The following is a 22,015-nucleotide window of genomic DNA, read 5'->3' on the forward strand; positions in this document are numbered from 1 at the left end:
TAAATAAGGAGGATCTTTATGCTCGCTACTATTCAAAAACAACAAAATAACTATGTCGTAAAATTCAACCGTCCGCTGTCACATTCAGCTGATGCTGTTTGGGCCGTATTAACGGAGAATGAAAAGCTTCAAAAATGGATGAATAATTTAGAAATCATTGATCTTCGAAAGAATGGCAAAATCCATTTTAATATGAATGATGAAACAAATGCTTATAAGGAAATAGCGATTACAGACTATGCCGAGAAGGAAGTACTCGAATTTGAAATTTGATTGGGGCAAAGATACAGTAAGATTTGAACTCTCCCCCACTGACAATGGCTCTATATTAGTATTACTTGAAACGATTGGTGGGCTAACTGACCATACGCCTAAAGATTTAGCCGGCTGGCATATATGCTTAAACCTGTTTTCGGACTTATTAAACGGAACTGTACATGAGAAATTTCCAATGGAAGAATGGCAAAAATGGTTTGCAGAGTATAAACAACTTGTGGATGCTGTAGAGGAGATTTAAACATATCACGAATAAAACTCCTAGAGCAGAGACACATGCTTTAGGAGTTTTATTCTTGTTGAAAAATAAAATGGTCAATGCAGACGTTTAGGTGATTTACGTTTTATTCGCTTTCGGAATAACATACTAGAAGATACATGCTAAGTAATATAGTTTGTCTTCGTTCCGATTAGACGACTTCTTGGGGATTAGTAATAGAGGAACAAAGTTTAACATGGCTACTTAATACGCCTAATTACCATCTCGAACATTCATACGAGCGAATATTTCTTCTTGCAATAGTTTGGAAGCGCCAACCACTTCTACTACTCCAACGGAACCCTGCAATAAACTCTCTTCCTACAGCAGTTAGGAAGAACCAAAAGCCTGTTCCATTTAACATCCATATATACGTATTCCTGAATAAGCATGATTGAATACCACTTGTACCTACTCCAAAAGGTGGAAGTGATGGCACAAAGCTAGGCGGTGGTCCAAGAGGCATTTGACCTGCTGGTGGTGGTCCAAAACTAGGTGGTCCAAATGATGGTGGCGGCCCAAAACCAGGCGGTCCAGACGGTGGTGGCGGCCCAAAACTTGGTGGTCTAGATGATGGTGGTGGTCCAAAACCGGGTGGTCCAAATGATGGTGGCGGTCTAAAGCCAGGAAGTCCAAATGATGGTTCGAAACCGGGTTCTGGCAGTGGCATAATTTCTTCATATGGATTGTACATGATAAACCCCTCCCTTTACATAATTCAATATATGTAAAAGGGCTAATAACCGTTGAGCAAATTGCCCATTGGTCTTGTATTCAGTCGTTCTAAAGCGTAATCGTATTTACAAGGTATGTTTTCCAAGAAAAAAAGTCGTACCTTTGCTGAAAAATATCATTTTAAATTCTATTAAAGCCCCGCAGGAACTAACTAAACACTCGGCAGTAATGTCCTATTCAATAGTACTTATAATCCTCTCCGTCAAATAACACTAATCGGAGGGGATTTTTTGTAATGTAATTATCTAGGCAAATACGCGTTCATCACTCGCCAATCCTCAAGCTTTTCTTCAAAAGATTTAATATTTTTACCTGGTATTGGGCTAGTAGAAGGCATTTTCTGATATGCTCGACCATCTAAAACCTCAAGGCCAATATGCTTTTTAAAAACTTCGAATGACTTTGCGCCATTGAAAAGCACTAACTCAATATTTGGATAGTGTTCAAAAAGCGTTTTAAAATCATTCGGTTTTTCATTACGAATGGCCGCATCTAAGCTTCCTTTACGCTCACACGATTCTATTGTATCCCAGAGACCAATATGATGGTCCTTTAGCCATTTTAATCTTTGTCCATAATCCTGAGGTACATCCATCTCTAATATTTCCCCAATAATCGGCCAAAAGTGATTGCGTTGGTTACCATAATATTGTTGTTTCTCTAATGATTGCTTTCCTGGCATTGAGCCGACGATTAACACCTTCGTTGATAAATCAATAACTGGTCGTAATACATTTTTAAGTTCATTCGACATTACAATCACTCCTTCCTTAAATTGTAGCGGAAAATTTGTGTCAATGTCATTGAAGGGCATGTATCAAATATCAAAAATCAAGGTTCATCACTATACAGTGGGGTTGATTTCCGTTCCGGCTGGGCGCTTTGTAGCTGACGCTTTGCTTTCGCTACAGAAAACATTTGTTATTGCTGTCGCTTCGCTTTCGCACAGAGCAAAGCTTCCTGGGGGCGTCCGATGAGCCGCTTCACTCGCGTTGCTCGCTCCAGGGTCTCGGGCCAACAGATGTTTTTTGCGCGAAAGCGTAGTGCTAACGTAGCGGCAGCAGCACCGATGTTGGTCACGAAGGCGTTACCACAGGATGTGATGGTTTTAGCCTTCGTTCCTTTATCGCTAATCCCCAAGGAGTCGCCCAGCCTCCACTCCAATCAACTTTCAAAGCCACTTATAACAAATGTCATCCACATCTTTTAGTGATGGTTTCTCCACTATCTTAAAATAAATCAAGCTTGAGGGCCTTTCTCTATTTGTTGGATATTTATGATAGACTAATTCAAATGCACTCTTTTTGAGATGTTTTTGTTAGCATACTGTCACTTAGTCACTTATTTTTTAAAAGTGCCTATACGAAGAAAAATTAATTCCGAGTATCAAACTACATAGAGGTGAAATATGAGAAGTTGGTTCCAATCTCTTACAGTTAAAATGATTTTTTTAATAAGTATTTTGATTCTTTTAATATGTGGTATGTTTATGTATCTTTTGCAAGAACATATTCGGGATACGACAGAAAAACAGATGGGAGAGGAAGCATTAAATATTGCAAAAACCCTCGCATCTATGGAAGAAATCATTACCGCATTTGATAAAGAAAATCCAAGTGAAATCATCCAACCAATCGTCGAGCCTTTAAGAAAAGAAACTGGCGCAGCATATATTGTCGTTGGTAATTCTGAAGGAATTCGTTATTCACATCCTATAAAAGATAAAATTGGAGAAAAAATGGTTGGTGGAGATAATGATGCTGCATTGCTAGATAGACAAGCTTATATTTCTAAAACTATAGGGTCATTAGGCGAATCTATTCGAGGTAAAGCCCCCATCATATTAGACAATAAAATTATTGGTGTTGTATCTGTCGGTTTTTTAACAGAAAATATCGATACAATCATCGAAAGCTATATTCACAAATGGATCAAATACACCGTATTTATTCTTATAATAGGCATATTGGGTGCAATAGCTATTTCCATTTATATTAAAAAGTTATTGTTTAATATGGAACCTATTCAAATTGCTAAGTTATATCAACAAAACAAGGTCATTTTAGAAACAACAGCCGAGGGTATAATAGCTGTCGATCACTTTAATCAAATTACGACCATCAATAAAAGTGCTTATGAAATGCTAGATTCAGCTCACAATAAATCTCTATCAGATTGGATGGGTGCAAAAATTGAACATATTTTTACGCCTAAAATTGTTGCAGAGAAAAACATTCATAATCTAGAGCTACCACTTGATGAGCATATTATCATTTTAAATAAAACGCCTTTAGTTGAAAAGAAAAGGAAAATTGGCTCACTATACACCTTTAGAAAGAAAGTAGATATTCAAAAAATCATCGATGAATTAAAACAGATGAAGCAGTATGCAAATGTTCAACGGGCATATACTCATGAATTTGCTAATAAGCTTCATATCATTTTAGGTTTACTTGTTCATAAGCATTACAACGAAGCCATTGAATTTATTAAAGAAGAACGAAATATACAACTTAAAAATCAAGCTTTTTTAAATAGCAATGTAACAACCCCTCTTCTACTTGCATTAATTCAGGGGAAAATTGCAGAAGCCGCAGAACTAGGCATCAAACTCGAGCTAAACGAAATTTCTTCATCTATCGAATTATCTAAGCAGCAAGAAAACGCTATTCTAACAGCTCTTGGTAATGTACTTCAAAACGCTATTGAAACTTTAAAAAGCTGGGAATCCTCAGATAAAGTGATTCAACTATCAATTAACAATTATAAAAATCATTACTTATTTGAGATTCAAGACAATGGACCAGGTATTGATAACAATATGTACGATAAAATTTTTACAAAAGGGGTATCTACTAAAGAAGGGTTAGATCGCGGACATGGGCTAGCTATAAGCAAGAAAGCCCTTCAGGAGATAAATGGGGAAATTTTATTGGATTCAGGTGATTTATCAGGAGCATGTTTTTTAATAATAGTTCCTAAAGGAGACATTGAGAATGACAATATCAAAAAGTGTATGGATTATTGAAGATGACTTTAGAGTAGCAAAAATTCATGCAGATTATGTTCATAATATAAAAGGATTTATCGTTATTGAAAATTTACGCACAGGAAAAGAAACGATTGAAAAGCTAAAGACGACCTCTAGTTTACCAGAAATTATATTAACAGATTTGTATATTCCTGATGTTGAAGGTAGCTCATTAGTAAGCCATATTCGCCACCTCTATCCATCTATAAAAATTATCGTAATCTCAGCAGCAACTGAAATAAGTTTAATAAAGGATATATTGGACTTAGGGATTTCAGATTACTTAATAAAACCCTTTGAAGAGCAACGACTTCAAAGAGCATTTCAGAAATATTTACAGGAACATCATTTATTTCAAAATAGCAAAAATGTCACTCAAAAGGATCTTGATTCATTATTTTATAGGGAATCCACCAATAAAATAATAGATGAAGAAACGTTTGTAAAAGGCATTGATTTGCACACATTGCAGATTGTTAAAAGCATTTTCGAAGATCTCAAAACCCAGGATCTTACAGCCTCACAATTAAGCGAACTCATCGGTTCAAGTCGTTCAACAGCCCGCCGTTATTTAGAATACTTAGTTGGCGAACAGTTTTTACAGACAAAATTGATTTACGGCACCGTCGGAAGACCTGAACGGAAATATGTATATCATGGAACTTATGAACAAAACTAATATTATATTCTTTATTTAACATATGACTATATTGTTTTCCTCCCTTTGGCACTATGATATTTTTTAAATAATCAGAATGATTGATCACAAAGGGAGGAAATATTTTTGAGTTTAAGTATAATCGGATTTTTAACAATTATTATTATTGTTGCTCTACTTATTAGTGGTCGTGTATCACCACTTGTAGCAATGGTAATACCACCTATCGTAGCAGCATTTATAGCTGGCTTTAATTTTGATGAATTAGGAGAATTCTTTAGTTCTGGATTAAGCTCTGTGATGAACGTAGCTGTTATGTTTATCTTTGCTATTATTTTCTTTGGTATTATGCAGGATGTAGGATTATTCGAACCATTGATCAATAAAATGATTGCGCTTTCAAAAGGAAATATTATTGTCGTTGCAGTAATAACAGTGATCATTGCTGTAGTAGCGCAGCTAGATGGTTCTGGTGCTTCAACATTTTTAATTACAATCCCAGCATTATTGCCTTTATATTTACGTTTACGCATGAATCCATATCTATTGCTGTTACTAGTTGGGGGAGCTGCAGCAGTTATTAATATGATTCCTTGGGGTGGTCCATTAGGTCGTGTTGCTTCAGTTTTAGAGACGGATGTAACTGAACTTTGGTATCCTTTAATCACTATTCAAATCATTGGTGTCGTGTTAATGATAGCTTTAGCAGTGTTCCTTGGTTTTAGAGAAAAGCGCCGTATTCTAAAACAATATGGTACCCTTGACTTCACAAATGATGATCATGTTATTACACAAGGTGTTGTTTCATCAGAAGTAGACACAAGCTTACAACGACCAAAACTATTGTGGATTAATGCAATTGTTACTGTTCTTGTTATCGGCATTTTAGTTGCAGGTATTTTACCAGCAGGATTAGCCTTTTTAATTGGGGTGGCCATCGCCTTACCAATCAACTATCGTTCTCCTAAAGAACAGATGGAACGTGTACGAGCACATGCTCCGAATGCCTTAACGATGGCATCTATCATCATTGCTGCTGGATTATTTTTAGGTATCCTTAATGGTACTGGGATGTTAACTGCAATTGCCAACAACGCTGTAAACATTCTACCATCCGCCCTATCATCTTATTTACATATCATTATCGGGGTATTAGGGGTACCATTTGATTTATTACTAAGTACAGATGCATATTACTTCGCTTTATTCCCTGTAGTTGAACAGATTGGCTTATCTTTCGATATTGATTCTCTTTCAACTGCCTATGCAATGATTATTGGTAATATTGTAGGTACATTTGTATCGCCACTTGCCCCTGCTGTTTGGTTAGCTTTAGGCTTATCAGGCTTAGAAATGGGGAAACACTTAAAGTACTCTTTCTTCTGGATGTGGGGATTGAGCATTACTTTACTTTTCATTGCTGTAGCACTAGGAATTATTGCTATCTAATAAATTAACTAGAATACCAGTTGTCGAGTATTAATCGGCAACTGGTTATTTTTCTATCCTCATAGCGTAGGGTCGATTTCCGTTCTGGCTGGGCGCTTTCCTGGGGCGTCCGATGAGCCGCTTTTGTTGTTGTTGTTGCTTTCGCACAGAACACATCCGCTGTGCTCTAGGGTTTCATCCGTGACGCTGCGATCTGTGATCTTGATCTGACCCCAAGGAGTCGCCCAGTCTCCACTTCTCCTTTTACTTAGGTATTGATTATAATGGAAAATCAGAGCCATCAAGTATTTCCTTTGAGCTTTTTACATGCAGGTTATTGGATGAATGATTTTTTTTATACGTCCTTACAATTTCATAACCAATACAATACCCTATCCATTGAGGAAGCTTTCCACCATATAAAAATTCAGCATGATTGTTTAAACCCTGAATATTGATTTGATGTAAAAAATGTTCCTTCCAAATTTCTAGCATTTTATCTAATGAGTAGGACCTCAACCATGGCGCTAACCATTTATCACCGTAAATCTCCTCCACTGCACATTCTGCTAATCCCTCTAAAATTAAAGAATCTAACAGAGTCACTTCATCTAGAGATTTATCTAAATATTGCAGACGACAAACATGATTATACTCATGTGCAAATAACGCTTTAAGCTCCTGCTTTTCAAGCTCTCCAATATATAAAAACATAGCATTTGGATAGGCTACACCGTTTTTATTAGTAATCGTTTGCTCCTGCGTGATCGGAAAGATATAGATTGGTATTGTTGGACCGTTCCATTTCTCCTTTAAATAGTTAAATTCCTTCTGTACTACTTCCCAAACGTTTTGTTTTTTTAACTTGTTAATGTCTATTTTTTCATGTGATTTAAAAAACCCCTGTTGCTGTAGTTCAAATTGTATTTCATCTGGAGATCCACCAATAAAAATCCCTACTAAACGATCGCAAAGAATAGAACGTTGTAAGTCTTCAAAGTTTTTACTGAGATTAAGCCTTTGACTAGCTATTAATTGATTGAGCCACTCATCTGTTGGTATTACAGACATACATTCCCCCCTTACTATAGCTTATGTCTGAAGTAGACAATCGGCTAGTGATAATGATTGCAACCGCATATATTAGCTTATAAGGAAGTCGAAAGGAGGGATAGTTTGTGAATCCAGCTAATACTTATAATCTTTGTTGTCAATATCATGGTAAACGTGTAAGAATTGAAGAACGAGGTGGCAGAGTACATTACGGAGAAATAACTAGGGTGGATAGAAGACAGGTATGGATTCAACCTGATAGACGATTTGGCGGTTATGGTTTAGGTTATTGGGGTTGGGGAGGACCAGGAGCCGGTTTTGGAGTTGGTATCGCACTTGGAGCAGTTGCCGGAATTGCCCTAGCACCACTACTATTTTGGTAATATTGAAATGACTAATTATACTATCCGCTGCGCGATGAAAGACTTACTGTCATCGGGGAAAAAAACAAGCCATTTCATGTTGCTGAGATGGCTTGTTTTTCCTTATTGCACTTGCTCCTGTTGCTGTTTGCTTTTAATCAACTCGGATATTGTGACAAATGTATAACCTTGTTTTTTAAGTTCTGGTAAGATTTCTTCCAGCGCCTTAATGGTCTGCGTACGATCTCCGCCTCCATCATGGAACAAAATAACATCTCCAGGCTTCGATCCCTTCATCACTTTTTGGATAATTTTGTTAACTCCTGGCTGTTTCCAATCTTGAGTATCCTGATGCCAAGACCACATAACTACTTTGTATCCATCCTTAACAGCAGAATTGATCATTTGATCATTATAGTAACCACCTACAGGACGAAACAAAACTGGTGCAAATCCAGTAATACCATAAATTATTTCCTTTGTCTTACGTAGTTGTGCCTGTAATTCAGCTACGGAAGCTTTAAACGGATGTGAATACGTATGATTGGCCAGCTCATGCCCTTCAGAATAAGATCGTAAAACAAGGTCTGGATATTTTTCTGCATTTTTTCCAATAACAAAAAACGTCGCCTTTGCATCATACTTTGCCAATAAATCTAAAATAGCTGCGGTATATTTGGGATGAGGTCCATCGTCAAAGGTTAGAGCAATTATTTTGTCTTTTGTGTTAATATCCCACACAACTTCCCCTGTCTCCTCATAATAAGGTCGACCTTTATCCGCATAAGTTGTCAGCCCTGTAAAAAATACCGATATAATTAAAAAACAAAGGGATAAAACCAATATATATTTACGTGTCATAAGCATCACCTCCCAATTTCTAATTCACATAACTCCGTCAACTTACTATTTACGAATTACATTGAATTATACTTGTGAAGGTTTGGCTGTTTTCTCCTCTTAACTATTTCAAAAAAATTAAATTTCCTGTTATATTTTGAACGAAATGTGAAAACACTCACAAAGTACTTTCTTTTTTCACTAATTGATGTAAAATAAAAGACATAACTGATATATAACAACGCAAGAAAAAATCAATCATTCCACCATCTGTTATAATACAAAAAAACAACAAAGGGGATCTTTCATTATGTGGATTATTACAGTTTTTGAACAAAATACTTATCGTATGTTCGAATATAAAACTAAAAACGAGGCAACGGTTGCGTTAAAAAATTTCAAGCAAACAGCTATGCTTTCTTATACAAAATAATTTTAAAGAATCAACTCATATGATACGGGTTGATTCTTTTGACTTTTTACGTATAAATCAATTTTCAGCAACATATCTTAACTTTTCAGGGTTTACCATATAATAAATTGCTTCGATTTGTCCATGTCCAACTTCGAAGCCAATTACTGCCTGAATTTTATTCTCGAGTATTAATGCTAAGCCAGTTGTACCATTAATATTCATCAATTCTAATGTATAATTTTCTTCATTATTTTCAAACTTACGAAAAAGAGCAGATAATAAACGGAAAACTTTTTCACGACCGTAAATAGGATGTAATGCAGCTGTAGCCTTTCCTCCACCATCTGCATAATAAACAACATCTTCTTTTAAAATATGAACAAGCTCCTTGACCTTTCCTTGTTGAAAAGCAGACATGAAAACAGTCACTGTATTTTTTATTTCCAACTTGTCTGTAACTATACTATTTTTTCTAACTAGCTTATGACTCGTGTAATATGTTCACTGGTGTTTGGTTTATTGATGCCTTCAATATTTTACTTAGCCTTGTCGCTTGTGGAATAGCTTCCTTACATGTCATACCATCTGGAAGATTATTTTTATAATCTACTACTAATGCGCAATCTCCAATGGAATAAATATGTTCCTCATCTTTAACCTGATAGAAATGATTAACAATAATTCGATGCTCTTCTGAGATAGGTAAACCTAATCTAGAAATGATTGGATTTGCTTCTACCCCAGGATTAAAGATACAAGTTCCTACAGAATATTTTTGGCCATCATTAGTAGATAACTGACCATCTTTACAATGAGAAACCCTTGTTTCATTTTTGACGACTACCCCAATATTTTCAAGATGGTTGACGAGTTTCTCACTTACTTTCACAGGTGCTTCTGGTAAAAGTCGATCCTTTGCATCAAAAAGTAAAACTTCCACTAAACTTGGATTAACACCTGCTTCTGCCAACTTTTCTTTAGACCACACAGCAATTTCAGCAGCTGTTTCAATACCTGCGATTCCTCCACCTACAACAGCTACCTTAAATAAACTTTGGTTTTGTTGTGATTTCTCCAAGGCTTTAAATGATTCCATCAGTGACAATAGTTGTTCTCTTATTTCTATGGAGCTCTGCTTATCTTTTAAAGTGATTCCACCAAAACCTTTAGATATCTCTCTAATTACACTTCCAAATGCCAGCACCAAGTAATCATAATGTAAATCTATAGTTTTCTCGTTTTCCATCTTAATAGTAATTTGTTGATTTTGCTTCTGAAGAGCTAATGCTTCCCCTTGAATAAATTCAATCCCGTTCTGACAATATTCGGTAAAAGGTATTTTCAAATTTATATCCCTTATCGCAGCCCGAACAAGTAATACTTTTTTTAAATGATAACTATTTTTATCAATTAAAATAACTCTTACTGATTTTCCGATTTGACCTTGAAATTCCTTTTTTAATCCCTCTAATAAATTTATTCCAGCATAACCCCGCCTACAATGACAATATTCTTCATCATAACTCCTCCTTTTTTCCTTATAACGAATTTACTTAATCGGTTGTGACATCATTTATAAGGTTTTTAAAAGTTATGATCGAGGATAATACATTTGCGTCGTTCGTTTTAGGTAACAAATAATTTTTAATGAAAAGTCGAACACCTTTTTATCTATCGCCATATGTATATAGAGAAAAGGAGTGATTTCGGATGGTAATAATTGAGCCTATTATGATTAAAGGCCATTTTTTCACTGCAGTAGTTGTTCAATTGCCAAAAACAACACTGCTGACAATTTCAAATGATACGGGCTACATTATGTGTGGGGCTTTAGATGTTGGTCTATTAAATGACCGCTTAGCAGACCGGAAGATTATTGCTGGTCGAGCAGTTGGTGTGAAAACAATTGATGAGCTATTGACGGCTCCATTAGAGTCCGTGACATATGAAGCGCATCAACTTGGTATTACTGAAGGAATGTCTGGCGTAGAGGCATTATTAAAAATGGTATAATCGATATTTTTGGATATAAATAAAGCGTCAAAGCATTAAACTAGGCGCTTTTTCTTCATTATAAAACTCAATTGAACGATTTCATCTTGCATAGTATGAGCCTTTTGAAAGGTGGTATTCTATGTATTATACAAATGTTAGTCAGCAAACTCCCCGTGTCATAGTTGTGACTGGAACCGGAAAAGTAATGGCTAAAGCAGGCTATGTCCAGCTTCAAGTAGAGGTAAGTACACAAGCGAAAAATGTACAAGATGCACAGCAGGAAAATGCGATGATTATGAATCGTGTCATACAATCCATTTTAGCTCTTCATATCCCAAAAGAACATATCCAAACGGCAGGCTACAATATTGCACCTCATTATGAATTTGAAAATGGTAAACAAGTTTTTAATGGCTATGAAGTGACAAATGCCATTTCCGTTAAAGTAACTAATACAAATCAGGTTGGCTCAGTCATTGATACAGCTGTGCAAAATGGTGCAAACCGCATTTCCTCTATACATTTTAACATTGAAAATACGGATACATACTACCAGCAGGCACTCAGCTTAGCTCTTCATAATGCCCAAATGAAAGCCAAAACAATTGCTGAAACGATGCATTTGCCCATCCAACCCCAGCCAATCGAAATCATTGAGGAACATGAAACTGGACCTGTCCTATATAGATCAATGGCGACGGTTGATTCCACCATTTCTACACCTATAGAACAAGGTCAAATTACTATTAATGCGAATGTCAGAGTGAAGTTTCAATATTAAATGAGCCTTCTACCTCATACCTGAAGGCTCTTGAGGTTATTGAAGCAGCCTCCAATCCAATCAACTTACACACTGAATACGTTTTAACTAGTGACATCGAACTTTTACTGAATAGGAGGCTATTTATTTTTATCATTCCCATATACGTTCTAGAGTCACTTCATGATCCTTAACACTTAACTGAAAAACATCTGGGTTACTTAGACGTGTCCAAAATTGAAAGTTAACATCGCTATTATAGTTTTTCAAAAGTAAGGTCATTATATTTCCATGACTAGCGATAATTGTATGTTCAGACTCACTTTTGAAAGTTTCCTCAACGACGTTAACGATACGTTCCATCGCTTCATTACTTGACTCTCCACCCTCAAACTTTAACTCCATATCGGTAAAAGTTGCTAGAAGTTTTTCATACCAATCGGGCAAATCACTTGTGCTTAATATGCGTTCTGAAAGGCGTTCGTCAATTTCAACATTTATATTTTCCCTCTTACTTAGCGGTTCTATAGTTTGAATTGCTCGTAAAAAGGGACTAGTAATAATTCGATCAATTTTTTTGTCAGCGAAAAACTCTGTTAAAACTTCAGCCTGCTGAAAGCCCTGTTCTGTTAAAGAAGCATCCGGTGACTGTCCCTTGGCTTCGCAATGCCTTATTACATAGATATGTTTAGCCATTTCTAACCTCCTAGAGGAAATATGGAGGACCGATCATTATTATCCACTACTTTTGAAACAAGTTCTCGTCTTAACAATATGCATTAACCTCACTGATTGTAAGTTTTTATTTTACGTTTATTATACCTCCTTTGCTAATTAGTTCCAATTCGTTTGATGCATCACCAATCTTACCTCTCTTTTGGTTTTCCGTATGTTTTTCTTTCTGGTAACCTTCTAAATTAACGCTTATGTCAGATGATTCACTGTTCGCTATAACCCCTAATGATTTTGGTGCCTCTTTGTATGAGATTGTAATATCCCCTGAAGACGTTTCTACAAATAGTGCTTTTCCTTCGCTGATTTCTTTCATTAAGACTTCACCGCTAGTCGAAGTAATTTTCGTTTTCGGACTGTTGACCCTAGTAATATAGCTATCACCATTTGTAGCAGCTATCGTTAATTCATTTAAAGAACTGTCTACGATACTTAATTCACCATCTTTTGATGTAATTGTACCTTTATCAGCCGATAGTCCTTTAATGATTTTAGCGCCAGAATCCGTTGAAATCGAAAGTTCTTCTGTTTCAATGTTGTTAATTTTGATATCACCATAACTATTTTTTAATGCAATCTTACTCACTGCATTTTTAGGGATATAAATGTGAATAGTATCTTTTTTTCCAAAGCTAAAGTTTTTCATAGCCCCTTTTTCAGTGTCTTGTTGAAGTACCTTTACTTTATTTCCGTCTTTCTTAATTTCAACAGGATTGCTTTGCTGCTTTTGTTGTTGCTTACCTTCAAATTCAATTGTTAGTTTATCAGATTCTGTATTTTCTAATGCTATATTCCAGGACTCTATGTTTAGTTCTAGTTCTTCTATTTGCTCAACATCAAAGGACTGTTCTTCAGTGATGCTCTTTTCTCCATTGATTTTAAGAGTGAAGAATATTCCTCCTACCGCAATAACGAATATTAAGGCTATGATTGCTTTTTTCACTTTACATCCTCATTTCTCATTTTTAAGTTAAATCTACTTTGTCGACTTTATAATAGGACAGATAGCCGATAATAAGCCCTAATAGACACATTATTGTTGGGACAATGATAAATTGAGATAAACTTGTAGATGTATCCCCATTTGAAACCGTTGCATTAATCAAAAATCCAATTAAAACAGCGGATGTAATTGTCGCAGCTGTTGATTTTTTTCGCATACCAAAATACAAAGGAATTAAGCTTACCCCAGCCATCATAAAAGCAATGATAAAAGTAGACGGTATAGTAGCTACCATATCCTGTATCTCAACAGGAGATTCAAAGAAGTTCATCATTGGATTTAAAAAATAAACAGCGATATTCATCATTAAGGTCGCAATGATAATGCTAAAGAAACAAAATCCGAAAACTAAAGACAGCTTAGCAAAAATAATTTTTTTCCTTTTTAATGGATACGTAAATAATAATTGAACCGTCTTATTTTTGTATTCGTCAATGACTAAACGAGATAGAATTACACTCGAAAAAATGATAAAAACAATGCGAATTAATATATTTGTCAAAGACATAAAATCTGTATAATCTTGAAACATCTTTTCATCTGCAGAACCAACTGCCATAAGTGCCACTGCCGCAAAAATTCCAATAATACAAATGGTTAAGCCTTTAAAATAGCTAGACATACTATTCTTTTTCCATTCAAGTTTTAATAGTTTAAGCAATTTGATTCCCTCCATTAATAAGGTTTAAGAAATACTCTTCTAAATGCTGTTGCTGTTTTTCAATGCTATTGACAGTAATATTATTGAATATAAGTTCTTTATTAATTTGAGATTGAGAAATATCATGTTCAAAAATTCGAATACAATGCTGATTGACAATCTCATATTTTCGAATTCCTAACTTGTTCTCTAGCACATGAATCGCTTTTTTCACATCGTCTATTTTAATCTCCAGATACTCCATGTTCTCTTTTCGAATATCGTCCATTTTTACTTCCTTTAATAATTTCCCATGATGAAGGATGCCAATTGTATCTGCTATTGATTCAATTTCTGACACGATATGACTTGATATTAATATAGTGATTCCAAGCTTCTCCTTTAGATATAACAAGAGCTCTCGAATATCTTTAATACCTATTGGATCAAGACCATTTATCGGCTCATCCAAAATAAGAATTTCTGGTTTAGCAACAATGGCACGTGCGATACCTAATCTTTGCTTCATTCCTAGAGAAAATTCATGTATTTTTTTATGTTCAACACCATTAAGACCTACTATCTCTAATGCCTCTTCGGTAGCTCCTTTTTCATAAACTCCAATATACTCACAGTGAAGCTCTAAATTCTCCTTCGCTGTTAGCCTGTCATAAAATTCCGGGTACTCGATAATACTGCCTATTTTACTTAAGTATTGATAGGAAGTAGTCGAAATGGATTGATTCAATATTTTAATTTCACCTGAAGTTGGTTTTACTAAATTTAAAATCATCTTCATAATCGTTGTTTTTCCAGCCCCATTCGGACCTAAAAACCCATAAATCTCTCCCTTCTTAACATTCATATTGACATTCGAGACAGTTTCGATTCCTTTAAAGCTCTTACTTAATTGATGTAGTTGAATAACAGTTTCCATGTTATGTGCTCCTTACCATTTTGAATTCGTTACATTAAGCTTAATAAACGAAAGTAAAATCAAAGTAAACTCGATGGAAAATGACAGTAATTTTTTCAAGATAGTAAAGATATAAAAATCAGAAGCTGTTATGATGAAATTGAAATGAGGGATAAAAATGGAAACTGCTGAAAAAATCCTAATCGTAGATGATGAGATTGGTATCTTAAAATTATTAGAAATTACGTTACGGAAAGAAAACTTTATCAATATTGATACTGCTTCAACAGGTAAAAGTACACTACAGCTTGTAAAAGACAAGCATTACGATATTATTTTGCTCGATATAATGCTACCAGATATAAGTGGCTTTGAACTTTGCACAGAAATACGCAAGCATACAAATACACCTATTATTTTTGTCAGTGCTCGCTCTACCGATTTTGATAAATTAACAGGATTGGGTATTGGCGGAGATGATTATATTACAAAACCTTTTAATCCTTTAGAAGTCGTCGCTCGAATAAAGGTCATCCTTCGACGTCAAAAAATGTATGAAAGTGCTCAACAACAGCAGACTACAAAATTTGATTTCGGTTATTTTGCTCTCAATCCTGAATCTGCAACATTAACCGTTCACAATCAGCTCGTCGAATGTACGGCTAAAGAGCTAGAGCTACTGCACTTCTTTTGTAAAAATCCAAATCGTATTTTTACAACTTCACAGCTCTACGAATTCGTGTGGGGAAATGATGTATATGGTGAGGAGAAAACCGTCACGATTCATATTTCGAAGCTAAGGAAAAAGCTTGGGGATGATACGCGTAAACCTAAAATAATTGTGAACTTAAGGGGCATTGGGTATAAATTCATTCCACCGAAAGAGGATTCACTATGCGAATAAACACTCGATTTACGTTACATCTTGCATTGGGGATTATTCTGTGGATGCTTTTGAGTGGAATTTGTATGGTGATCGGACTCGAAGGTATTCTCCCACTCTTTAAAAAATCTGTTAGTGAAGCTTATCAGAGTCTACTAGTCGCATGGATTTTCGGATTCAGCACTATTGTTTGTATCGCTGTATTTGGCTGGTATTTCGGGGGTCCTCTTGGTTTTATAATGTCTTGGATCCATCAGCTATCACAGGAAAACTATACACAACCTGTTGGACTATCTAAAATCTATACACGCAAAGGAAAGCTCCGTATGCGTTATATGTTATATCAAGAGGTACTTCAACACCTACAATCCTTATCAGGAAAATTAAAAGCTGCTGAAACAGAACGTGAAAAGGTTGAACAAGCAAAACAAGAATGGATTGCCGGTATATCCCATGATTTAAAAACGCCATTAACGTATATTACAGGCTACTCTACCCTACTATTAAACGATCAATACGATTGGTCCAAGGAGGAAGCTCGTTCCTTTATTCAAGAGATTGCAGATAAAGGCAAGCATATGGAGGAACTTATTCAAGATTTAAGTCTTGTCATTCAGTTTAATAATACAGACGGTCAGTTACCCTTGCATAAAACAAATCAGGATATTGTGGATTTCACAAAAAGAATTGTTGCCAATATAAGCAACAATCCACAGGCCAATGACTATATATTGCATTTTAAAACTGATACATCTGTTATAAACATTGACATTGATACAAAATTCATGCAACGCATATTACAAAACATTCTTATGAATGCCGTTATCCACAATCCACCTAATACAGATATTTATACACAGATTTTTAACAGGGCAGAGCATGTAGAAATCCACATTGTGGATAATGGCATAGGTATGTCTCAACACATGATGGACAATATATTCCAACAATATTATCGAGGAACTACTACAGAATCTTCTTCTGAAGGTACTGGACTGGGCATGGCGATTGTTTATAAACTCGTTCAAGCTCATAACGGCACTATCTCAGTACAGAGCGAACCTTCTAATGGGACAACGTTTATTATTACATTACCTAAAAAGTAATATGGGAATTGAACACTTTTGGATGTCGCCCGAGTTGTCAGTTGTTGGACTTGAGCAGTTCTTCGGCGGGCCTGATCACTTTCAGGGCGGACCTGATCACTTTTGAGTCATATCCGATCACTTTCGGGGCGGACCTGATCACTTTTGAGGCTTACCCGATCACTTTCGGGGCGGACCCGATCACTTTTGAGGCTTACCCGATCACTTTCGGGGCGGACCTGATCACTTTCAGGGCGGGCCTGATCACTTTTGAGTCATATCCGATCACTTTCGGGGCGGACCTGATCACTTTTGAGGCTTACCCGATCACTTTCGGGGCGGACCTGATCACTTTTGAGGCTTACCCGATCACTTTCGGGGCGAGCCCGATCAACTTGAAGGCCTGCCAGAACCATTCATGAAATCGTATTGTTTGACATATATTAAAGCATCATAAATCGGTTCAATAAGGAGGATTCCATGCAATCTGAAAAATTGCGACTAAGAAAGATTCAACATCTTGCTCATGAAATTACTGATGAAATGAATAAAGGTGAAGAACTTACTCACTTAGAAACTTTGATTCCCGTTATTGATAATTTATCTCGTGCTATTGGTGATTTAACAGATTCCTATGGACAGTATTCATTAGATTATGTAGAGGAAAAAGTGAAGAATGCTCATGCGCTTTTATTTAGCAAGGTAAAAGTCGATGTCTATTTATAAAGATATTGGAAAAGGGTAACCATTTATATGGTTACCCTTACTATTTAATGCGTTTCAGGATTAAATGTCTTACAATCTGTTTCTTCACTATTAGATGCCTGTTGTCCCTTTTGACTTACAACATAGATTTTTTCTGCACCACATCTGTTTCCAGAGTTCCAAAATGTACAGTTATTAACTTCACAAAGAATTTCTTGTGCCATTGTTTCCACACCTCCTCTTTTTTATCATTAACAAAATTGAAGTATTCAATACAGAAGGTGTAATGAAACAGAAGAATATGGATGTTTACTGGCTTTTGGTAAAGAAACTCATCCATAATTCCAAAAAATGCTATTACCTACGAAGGTAATAGCATTTTTTTCGCGCATTATTCAATAACTTTTGTCGGTGTTACCTCTTGAACAATTATCATGCCATCATATGCCTCAGCAGGTGTCATTTTAATCGTATAAAGCATCTGTGTGAACTTGTACCAAAAGCTAAAATCATCGCCGATATTGCCCATTCTTTGTTCTTTTGCTACGATGTCAGCTAACTCCTGAGATTCATTAGCCTTTTTAAAGTCTACATAGAAAATATTGTCCTTGACCTCACTAAAGGCGTCTACTAAAGCATTATGATGTTCAATCGTATAATTTTTTCTTTCGCCTGACCCATTTTGTGCCTGAAACGTATTGTTAACAAAGTCAGTCCCAATAGCATAGTACGCATCTTTATACACTTCGTCTAAGTATTGGCCCATAGATTTGTATCCTGCCATATTCGCTGAAGTTTTCTCTATATGCCCATTATGAGCAGACATCAGTACTTTATCATGACCTTGAGCCGCTTCAAAATCAACGATCCATTGTAAGTTGTTCGCTAAATACTCATCACGAAGACTCATATAATTGCTGTCATTTAAAAATAATTGCGTGCGTTGCTTGATGATTTGTGCATATTGAGCAGCAAATAAATATGCTTCTTTCGAGGATTGCTTTTCATAAGAATCTTTATTTTTTTGCAAATCCTTGATGATTGCATCAATATTTTTATCAAGCTCCTCTAGCTGACTAGTTGATAAATCTCTCATTGTTTTATTCGTTACATCTTTTAGCTGTGCCTTATATTTCTTACCGCCTTCACTATTAACCACTTCGTAATAATCTAGTAACCCTTTTTTACTATAATCATAGCGTTGCATATCGTTACCGTAAAAATAAATTCTATCTTTCTCATCTGCAGCCATGTTATAATCATGCATCCACTGAACAAACTCAATCATTTGCTCCGTTTTATAGATACCATAATCCAAAGCTTTTACCGCTTCCTCAGCTGTGCCAGTACCATTTAAAATAAACTGATTAATTTGCTGAGCGCCACCAAAATCTCCTTCTAATACAAAAACACGAACATTTTCATTGTTAATTAAAGCCTGAAATACATCCTTCTTTAATGTTTGGAATTCAACGTTTCCATGTGTTGCTTCTCCAAAACCAATTACTTTCACATAATTTGGAATATCGATATCTTCAACCGCGGATGTATATTTCGAAGCATCCTTAACGGCTTCTCCCTTGCCACATCCCGCTAGAGATAACAAAAGAAATAATGCTGAAATTAATAAAAAGCTCTTTTTAACAAATACCATTTATAAAATTCTCCCTTAAAAGTTTATCCCTTATCGCCCTATTGGTGAAGACTAAGTGGGGATGAGTAAATCCCCATTTCACTTTATACAGCTTTTCGTTGGAAATATAAATACCCTCCAAGGAAAAACAGTACGAACCCTCCTCCTACAACTGTTAATAATTGATCCCAAGATACGAAGAATACATCATCCATATTGCCGCCTACATACATCATTGAGAATGGTTGAGCCCATGGATAGTAGGGTCCGATAGTTTTTGAATTGATTGCTAATATAGAAGGTAAAGTAAAAATTACATTAACAGCAAATGGAGCAGCGAAGCTTTTAAACATGATAGACATCCACAACTGCAAAGCCACTAGTGGCAATGTCGCTACCCATCCTCCGATAATGCTCTTCCAAACAATCTCCATCGGGAAAGGATCTGTATAGCCCTTTATCATGCCTACAGCAAATATAGAACATAAATATAATAATTGCATCGCCATCATAAGAATCATGATTAACACATATTTTGCAGCAAATACTTTTCCTCTTGTTACCGGCAATGCTAGAAGCTGTTTCCAACCACCACATTGATGCTCATATCTACAAATAAGACTTGCAAATACCCCTGCAATTAAAGGTAGAAACAATAATGCGTACGTTAAATTCATTGAAAACAAAGAAATGTACCAATGATTCACATCAATACCTTGCATATTAGATTCCATATTTGATGTTAATCCGATAAAAAGTCCGATTATCGGTCCTGCTAAAATGATTGGCACCATTTTTGATTTTCTCAATTTAAACCATTCAGCGCTCAGTATAGACCACATTTACTTTACATCCCTTCTAGCAAAATCTATCATTCCGATAATATACAGTAAAATACCAATACCTACTCCAAGCATGACATTAATAACAGGCTCATCCCATTGATTCATTAACGATGGCCATTTCCAAATCATCCAGTCAGGCAATACAAATGATGAATAAGCAAAAATCACGCCGAAAATACCTACTGTAATTGGGATCCCTTGATTATGACAAACACTCGCAATCCAAAGTTGCAGTGCCAATATTGGCAACGCTGCAAAGTATGGATAGTAAGCAAATTTAGCAATTTCCATATAGGGTGTGCTATCGCCTAAATCTAAAAAGATTCCGTAAGCCAGTGTCATTAACATTAAAATCGTGGAAGACAAGAACAGTAAAATCGCTAGAACCGTGAACTTTGATAAATACACCGTTAATTTAGACACCGGTAGTGCAATTAATTGCTTCCAAGCGTTCGTTTCATTTTCAATGCTCGCCATAAATGAAGTTAAAATAGCAATCCCTAATACGATAGCAAGTGGTGTAAATGAATGAACATTTAATAAATAGAAACCCCAATCGTCCTCGCTTTGCTCTAACAAATAGTCCTTCCTTACGCCGTAATTTACCATTTGCATGGCAACAACACCAATTGGTCCTAAAGCTGTTAAAAACCATAATCCTTTGCGTTTAATTTTCAAAAAGTCAGAAGTTAACAGTTTCCCTATCATAGCGCTTGCTCTCCTGTTGTCATTTGAAGGAAAATCTCCTCTAAAGATCGTTTCTCTTCCTCTACTCGATATACCGAAATACCTTCTTGTACAAGGATTTGTACAATATGTGCTACTTTTTCATCTGAACATTCATCAAATAAAATGAGGTCATCCTTATGTTCTGCCTTAATGCCATTTGCCACTAATGAACGCCAGCCCTTTTCACTATCGCTCACTTTAATTACTACCTTTGGCTGAGCAAATCTACGCATTGCTTCAATTGAATCTTGGAAAATCATTTTCCCCTTTGTCACAATGCCCACTTGCGTTGCCATTTGATCTATTTCAGATAATAGATGGCTTGAAATAATAATCGTCATTCCATATTCTTCAGGAAGTCGTTTAATCAAATTACGAATTTCAATAATACCAGATGGATCAAGACCATTCGTTGGCTCGTCTAAGATAAGTAATTCAGGATTATGTAACAAAGATGCAGCAATACCTAAACGTTGCTTCATTCCAAGTGAAAAGCCTTTTACTTTTTTATCTGCAGCATCCTTTAAACGAACAATTTCTAATACTTCATCGATGCGTGACTTCGGTACACCTAAAATTTTTCTTAACGCTTCTAAATTTTCATAGGCCGTCAAATGTGGATAATAAGAAGGATTCTCTACTAATGAACCAACCTTTGCTAAAATATTAATTCGTTCCTTCGTTAAATCTTTTTGGAAGATTTTAATGGTCCCAGAAGTTGGCTTCATTAATCCAAGAAGCATACGAATCGTCGTAGTTTTCCCCGCTCCATTCGGTCCTAAAAATCCGTATATTTCACCTTTGCGTATTTTTAAATTTATATTTGATACAGCTTGCTCTTTACCAAAGCTCTTTGATAAATTTTCTGTTTGTATGATATATTCCATTGTCCTCACCTCTGTAATTATCATAAGAAATGAAGGTTAAAAACAGGTAAGGCTCAAGTTTAAATTTTGTTTAAAAAAGATACTTTATCATAACGTGGGTTGATTTCCGTTCCGACTGGGTGCTTTGCCGCTGTCGCTTCGCTTT

At 35.8% G+C, this 22,015-nt stretch carries 26 protein-coding genes and 1 pseudogene; 12 read left to right on the forward strand and 15 right to left on the reverse strand.

Features of this window, described 5'->3' with window-relative positions; translation table 11 throughout:
• The first annotated feature begins 18 nt into the window (after positions 1 to 18).
• Positions 19 to 517, forward strand: a pseudogene (locus ABH966_RS07270) (SRPBCC family protein).
• Positions 518 to 752: 235 nt separating this feature from the next.
• Here ABH966_RS07270 and ABH966_RS07275 read toward each other — a convergent pair.
• Entirely contained in the window at positions 753 to 1,229 is a 477-nt protein-coding gene (locus tag ABH966_RS07275; protein ID WP_370077155.1) for a hypothetical protein, read from the reverse strand.
• 282 nt (positions 1,230 to 1,511) lie between these two features.
• Positions 1,512 to 2,024 (reverse strand): DNA-deoxyinosine glycosylase, encoded by a 513-nt coding sequence (locus ABH966_RS07280; protein WP_370077157.1) that lies wholly within the window; start codon positions 2,022 to 2,024, stop codon positions 1,512 to 1,514.
• Positions 2,025 to 2,768: 744 nt separating this feature from the next.
• Between ABH966_RS07280 and ABH966_RS07285 the strand changes: the two genes are divergently transcribed.
• The 3 genes from ABH966_RS07285 (at position 2,769) to ABH966_RS07295 (ending at position 6,408) form a co-directional block, all read left to right on the forward strand.
• Entirely contained in the window at positions 2,769 to 4,298 is a 1,530-nt protein-coding gene (locus ABH966_RS07285; protein ID WP_370077159.1) for an ATP-binding protein, read from the forward strand.
• Complete coding sequence (locus tag ABH966_RS07290) at positions 4,267 to 4,980, forward strand: response regulator (protein WP_370077161.1); 714 nt, start codon at positions 4,267 to 4,269, stop codon at positions 4,978 to 4,980. The genes ABH966_RS07285 and ABH966_RS07290 overlap by 32 nt, the downstream gene beginning before the upstream one ends.
• Before the next feature lie 105 nt (positions 4,981 to 5,085).
• Positions 5,086 to 6,408 (forward strand): CitMHS family transporter, encoded by a 1,323-nt coding sequence (locus ABH966_RS07295; RefSeq protein ID WP_370077163.1) that lies wholly within the window; start codon positions 5,086 to 5,088, stop codon positions 6,406 to 6,408.
• 258 nt (positions 6,409 to 6,666) lie between these two features.
• Here the strand turns inward: ABH966_RS07295 and ABH966_RS07300 are convergent, their stop codons facing one another.
• Entirely contained in the window at positions 6,667 to 7,458 is a 792-nt protein-coding gene (locus ABH966_RS07300) for a DUF2268 domain-containing putative Zn-dependent protease (RefSeq protein ID WP_370077165.1), read from the reverse strand.
• Positions 7,459 to 7,565: 107 nt separating this feature from the next.
• Here ABH966_RS07300 and ABH966_RS07305 point away from each other — a divergent pair, with 107 nt between their 5' ends.
• Positions 7,566 to 7,823 (forward strand): hypothetical protein, encoded by a 258-nt coding sequence (locus tag ABH966_RS07305; protein ID WP_370077167.1) that lies wholly within the window; start codon positions 7,566 to 7,568, stop codon positions 7,821 to 7,823.
• Positions 7,824 to 7,925: 102 nt separating this feature from the next.
• Here the strand turns inward: ABH966_RS07305 and ABH966_RS07310 are convergent, their stop codons facing one another.
• On the reverse strand, positions 7,926 to 8,663 hold the full coding sequence (locus ABH966_RS07310) for a polysaccharide deacetylase family protein (RefSeq protein ID WP_370077169.1): 738 nt from the start codon (positions 8,661 to 8,663) through the stop codon (positions 7,926 to 7,928).
• Between the two features lie 289 nt (positions 8,664 to 8,952).
• Here ABH966_RS07310 and ABH966_RS07315 point away from each other — a divergent pair, with 289 nt between their 5' ends.
• On the forward strand, positions 8,953 to 9,075 hold the full coding sequence (locus tag ABH966_RS07315) for a hypothetical protein (RefSeq protein ID WP_256469487.1): 123 nt from the start codon (positions 8,953 to 8,955) through the stop codon (positions 9,073 to 9,075).
• A 57-nt stretch (positions 9,076 to 9,132) separates the two neighbouring features.
• Here ABH966_RS07315 and ABH966_RS07320 read toward each other — a convergent pair whose 3' ends face one another.
• Both ABH966_RS07320 and ABH966_RS07325 read right to left on the reverse strand, forming a co-directional pair.
• A complete protein-coding gene (locus ABH966_RS07320; RefSeq protein ID WP_370077171.1) occupies positions 9,133 to 9,474 on the reverse strand; it encodes a sigma-70 family RNA polymerase sigma factor family protein in 342 nt (113 codons plus the stop codon).
• Between the two features lie 64 nt (positions 9,475 to 9,538).
• Positions 9,539 to 10,606 carry an NAD(P)/FAD-dependent oxidoreductase gene (locus ABH966_RS07325; protein WP_370077354.1) on the reverse strand — a complete coding sequence of 356 codons (1,068 nt, stop codon included), beginning with the start codon at positions 10,604 to 10,606 and terminating at the stop codon, positions 9,539 to 9,541.
• Positions 10,607 to 10,767: 161 nt separating this feature from the next.
• Here ABH966_RS07325 and ABH966_RS07330 point away from each other — a divergent pair, with 161 nt between their 5' ends.
• Both ABH966_RS07330 and ABH966_RS07335 read left to right on the forward strand, forming a co-directional pair.
• A complete protein-coding gene (locus ABH966_RS07330) occupies positions 10,768 to 11,070 on the forward strand; it encodes a YunC family protein (RefSeq protein ID WP_049663111.1) in 303 nt (100 codons plus the stop codon).
• 121 nt (positions 11,071 to 11,191) lie between these two features.
• Complete coding sequence (locus ABH966_RS07335; protein WP_370077173.1) at positions 11,192 to 11,833, forward strand: SIMPL domain-containing protein; 642 nt, start codon at positions 11,192 to 11,194, stop codon at positions 11,831 to 11,833.
• Positions 11,834 to 11,965: 132 nt separating this feature from the next.
• Here the strand turns inward: ABH966_RS07335 and ABH966_RS07340 are convergent, their stop codons facing one another.
• The 4 genes from ABH966_RS07340 to ABH966_RS07355 all read right to left on the reverse strand — a co-directional run bounded on the left by ABH966_RS07340 (position 11,966) and on the right by ABH966_RS07355 (position 15,124).
• Positions 11,966 to 12,508 (reverse strand): histidine phosphatase family protein, encoded by a 543-nt coding sequence (locus ABH966_RS07340; RefSeq protein ID WP_370077175.1) that lies wholly within the window; start codon positions 12,506 to 12,508, stop codon positions 11,966 to 11,968.
• Between the two features lie 106 nt (positions 12,509 to 12,614).
• Entirely contained in the window at positions 12,615 to 13,487 is an 873-nt protein-coding gene (locus ABH966_RS07345; RefSeq protein ID WP_370077177.1) for a DUF4097 family beta strand repeat-containing protein, read from the reverse strand.
• A 22-nt stretch (positions 13,488 to 13,509) separates the two neighbouring features.
• Complete coding sequence (locus ABH966_RS07350) at positions 13,510 to 14,208, reverse strand: ABC transporter permease (protein WP_370077179.1); 699 nt, start codon at positions 14,206 to 14,208, stop codon at positions 13,510 to 13,512.
• Entirely contained in the window at positions 14,201 to 15,124 is a 924-nt protein-coding gene (locus ABH966_RS07355) for an ABC transporter ATP-binding protein (RefSeq protein WP_370077181.1), read from the reverse strand. The genes ABH966_RS07350 and ABH966_RS07355 overlap by 8 nt, the downstream gene beginning before the upstream one ends.
• Before the next feature lie 157 nt (positions 15,125 to 15,281).
• Here ABH966_RS07355 and ABH966_RS07360 point away from each other — a divergent pair, with 157 nt between their 5' ends.
• Genes ABH966_RS07360 through ABH966_RS07375 form a run of 4 tightly spaced genes read left to right on the forward strand, consistent with a single transcriptional unit; the run spans position 15,282 to position 17,797 of the window.
• Positions 15,282 to 16,007: a response regulator transcription factor gene (locus ABH966_RS07360; RefSeq protein WP_370077183.1), complete on the forward strand. Its 726-nt coding sequence runs from the start codon at positions 15,282 to 15,284 to the stop codon at positions 16,005 to 16,007.
• Positions 15,998 to 17,092, forward strand: coding sequence for a sensor histidine kinase (locus tag ABH966_RS07365; RefSeq protein WP_370077185.1), 1,095 nt, complete (start codon positions 15,998 to 16,000; stop codon positions 17,090 to 17,092). Before ABH966_RS07360 ends, ABH966_RS07365 begins: the two co-directional genes overlap by 10 nt.
• Before the next feature lie 50 nt (positions 17,093 to 17,142).
• On the forward strand, positions 17,143 to 17,493 hold the full coding sequence (locus ABH966_RS07370) for a hypothetical protein (RefSeq protein WP_370077187.1): 351 nt from the start codon (positions 17,143 to 17,145) through the stop codon (positions 17,491 to 17,493).
• A 58-nt stretch (positions 17,494 to 17,551) separates the two neighbouring features.
• On the forward strand, positions 17,552 to 17,797 hold the full coding sequence (locus ABH966_RS07375) for a group-specific protein (protein ID WP_370077188.1): 246 nt from the start codon (positions 17,552 to 17,554) through the stop codon (positions 17,795 to 17,797).
• Positions 17,798 to 17,841: 44 nt separating this feature from the next.
• Here ABH966_RS07375 and ABH966_RS07380 read toward each other — a convergent pair whose 3' ends face one another.
• The 5 genes from ABH966_RS07380 to ABH966_RS07400 all read right to left on the reverse strand — a co-directional run bounded on the left by ABH966_RS07380 (position 17,842) and on the right by ABH966_RS07400 (position 21,870).
• Positions 17,842 to 18,000, reverse strand: coding sequence for a DUF1540 domain-containing protein (locus tag ABH966_RS07380; RefSeq protein ID WP_082172635.1), 159 nt, complete (start codon positions 17,998 to 18,000; stop codon positions 17,842 to 17,844).
• A 167-nt stretch (positions 18,001 to 18,167) separates the two neighbouring features.
• Positions 18,168 to 19,430, reverse strand: a complete 1,263-nt coding sequence (locus tag ABH966_RS07385; RefSeq protein WP_370077190.1) for an erythromycin esterase family protein — start codon at positions 19,428 to 19,430, stop codon at positions 18,168 to 18,170.
• Positions 19,431 to 19,513: 83 nt separating this feature from the next.
• Positions 19,514 to 20,251, reverse strand: a complete 738-nt coding sequence (locus ABH966_RS07390; protein ID WP_370077192.1) for an ABC transporter permease — start codon at positions 20,249 to 20,251, stop codon at positions 19,514 to 19,516.
• The gene (locus ABH966_RS07395; RefSeq protein ID WP_370077194.1) at positions 20,252 to 20,962 is read right to left on the reverse strand and encodes an ABC transporter permease; all 711 of its coding nucleotides are present in this window, start codon (positions 20,960 to 20,962) and stop codon (positions 20,252 to 20,254) included.
• A complete protein-coding gene (locus tag ABH966_RS07400) occupies positions 20,959 to 21,870 on the reverse strand; it encodes an ABC transporter ATP-binding protein (protein ID WP_370077196.1) in 912 nt (303 codons plus the stop codon). Before ABH966_RS07400 ends, ABH966_RS07395 begins: the two co-directional genes overlap by 4 nt.
• Positions 21,871 to 22,015 lie beyond the last annotated feature (145 nt).

The organism is Lysinibacillus sp. RC46 (genome assembly GCF_041262385.1).
GTDB lineage: Bacteria > Bacillota > Bacilli > Bacillales_A > Planococcaceae > Lysinibacillus.

Coding starts and splice junctions, on each gene's coding strand:
- ABH966_RS07330 (WP_049663111.1), top strand. CDS start 10,768: ATGGTAATAATTGAGCCTATTATGATTAAAGGCCATTTTTTCACTGCA.
- ABH966_RS07365 (WP_370077185.1), top strand. CDS start 15,998: ATGCGAATAAACACTCGATTTACGTTACATCTTGCATTGGGGATTATT.
- ABH966_RS07315 (WP_256469487.1), top strand. CDS start 8,953: ATGTGGATTATTACAGTTTTTGAACAAAATACTTATCGTATGTTCGAA.
- ABH966_RS07375 (WP_370077188.1), top strand. CDS start 17,552: ATGCAATCTGAAAAATTGCGACTAAGAAAGATTCAACATCTTGCTCAT.
- ABH966_RS07275 (WP_370077155.1), bottom strand. CDS start 1,229: ATGTACAATCCATATGAAGAAATTATGCCACTGCCAGAACCCGGTTTC.
- ABH966_RS07390 (WP_370077192.1), bottom strand. CDS start 20,251: ATGTGGTCTATACTGAGCGCTGAATGGTTTAAATTGAGAAAATCAAAA.
- ABH966_RS07385 (WP_370077190.1), bottom strand. CDS start 19,430: ATGGTATTTGTTAAAAAGAGCTTTTTATTAATTTCAGCATTATTTCTT.
- ABH966_RS07380 (WP_082172635.1), bottom strand. CDS start 18,000: ATGGCACAAGAAATTCTTTGTGAAGTTAATAACTGTACATTTTGGAAC.
- ABH966_RS07310 (WP_370077169.1), bottom strand. CDS start 8,663: ATGACACGTAAATATATATTGGTTTTATCCCTTTGTTTTTTAATTATA.
- ABH966_RS07400 (WP_370077196.1), bottom strand. CDS start 21,870: ATGGAATATATCATACAAACAGAAAATTTATCAAAGAGCTTTGGTAAA.
- ABH966_RS07335 (WP_370077173.1), top strand. CDS start 11,192: ATGTATTATACAAATGTTAGTCAGCAAACTCCCCGTGTCATAGTTGTG.
- ABH966_RS07320 (WP_370077171.1), bottom strand. CDS start 9,474: ATGTCTGCTTTTCAACAAGGAAAGGTCAAGGAGCTTGTTCATATTTTA.
- ABH966_RS07290 (WP_370077161.1), top strand. CDS start 4,267: ATGACAATATCAAAAAGTGTATGGATTATTGAAGATGACTTTAGAGTA.
- ABH966_RS07280 (WP_370077157.1), bottom strand. CDS start 2,024: ATGTCGAATGAACTTAAAAATGTATTACGACCAGTTATTGATTTATCA.
- ABH966_RS07395 (WP_370077194.1), bottom strand. CDS start 20,962: ATGATAGGGAAACTGTTAACTTCTGACTTTTTGAAAATTAAACGCAAA.
- ABH966_RS07340 (WP_370077175.1), bottom strand. CDS start 12,508: ATGGCTAAACATATCTATGTAATAAGGCATTGCGAAGCCAAGGGACAG.
- ABH966_RS07360 (WP_370077183.1), top strand. CDS start 15,282: ATGGAAACTGCTGAAAAAATCCTAATCGTAGATGATGAGATTGGTATC.
- ABH966_RS07300 (WP_370077165.1), bottom strand. CDS start 7,458: ATGTCTGTAATACCAACAGATGAGTGGCTCAATCAATTAATAGCTAGT.
- ABH966_RS07355 (WP_370077181.1), bottom strand. CDS start 15,124: ATGGAAACTGTTATTCAACTACATCAATTAAGTAAGAGCTTTAAAGGA.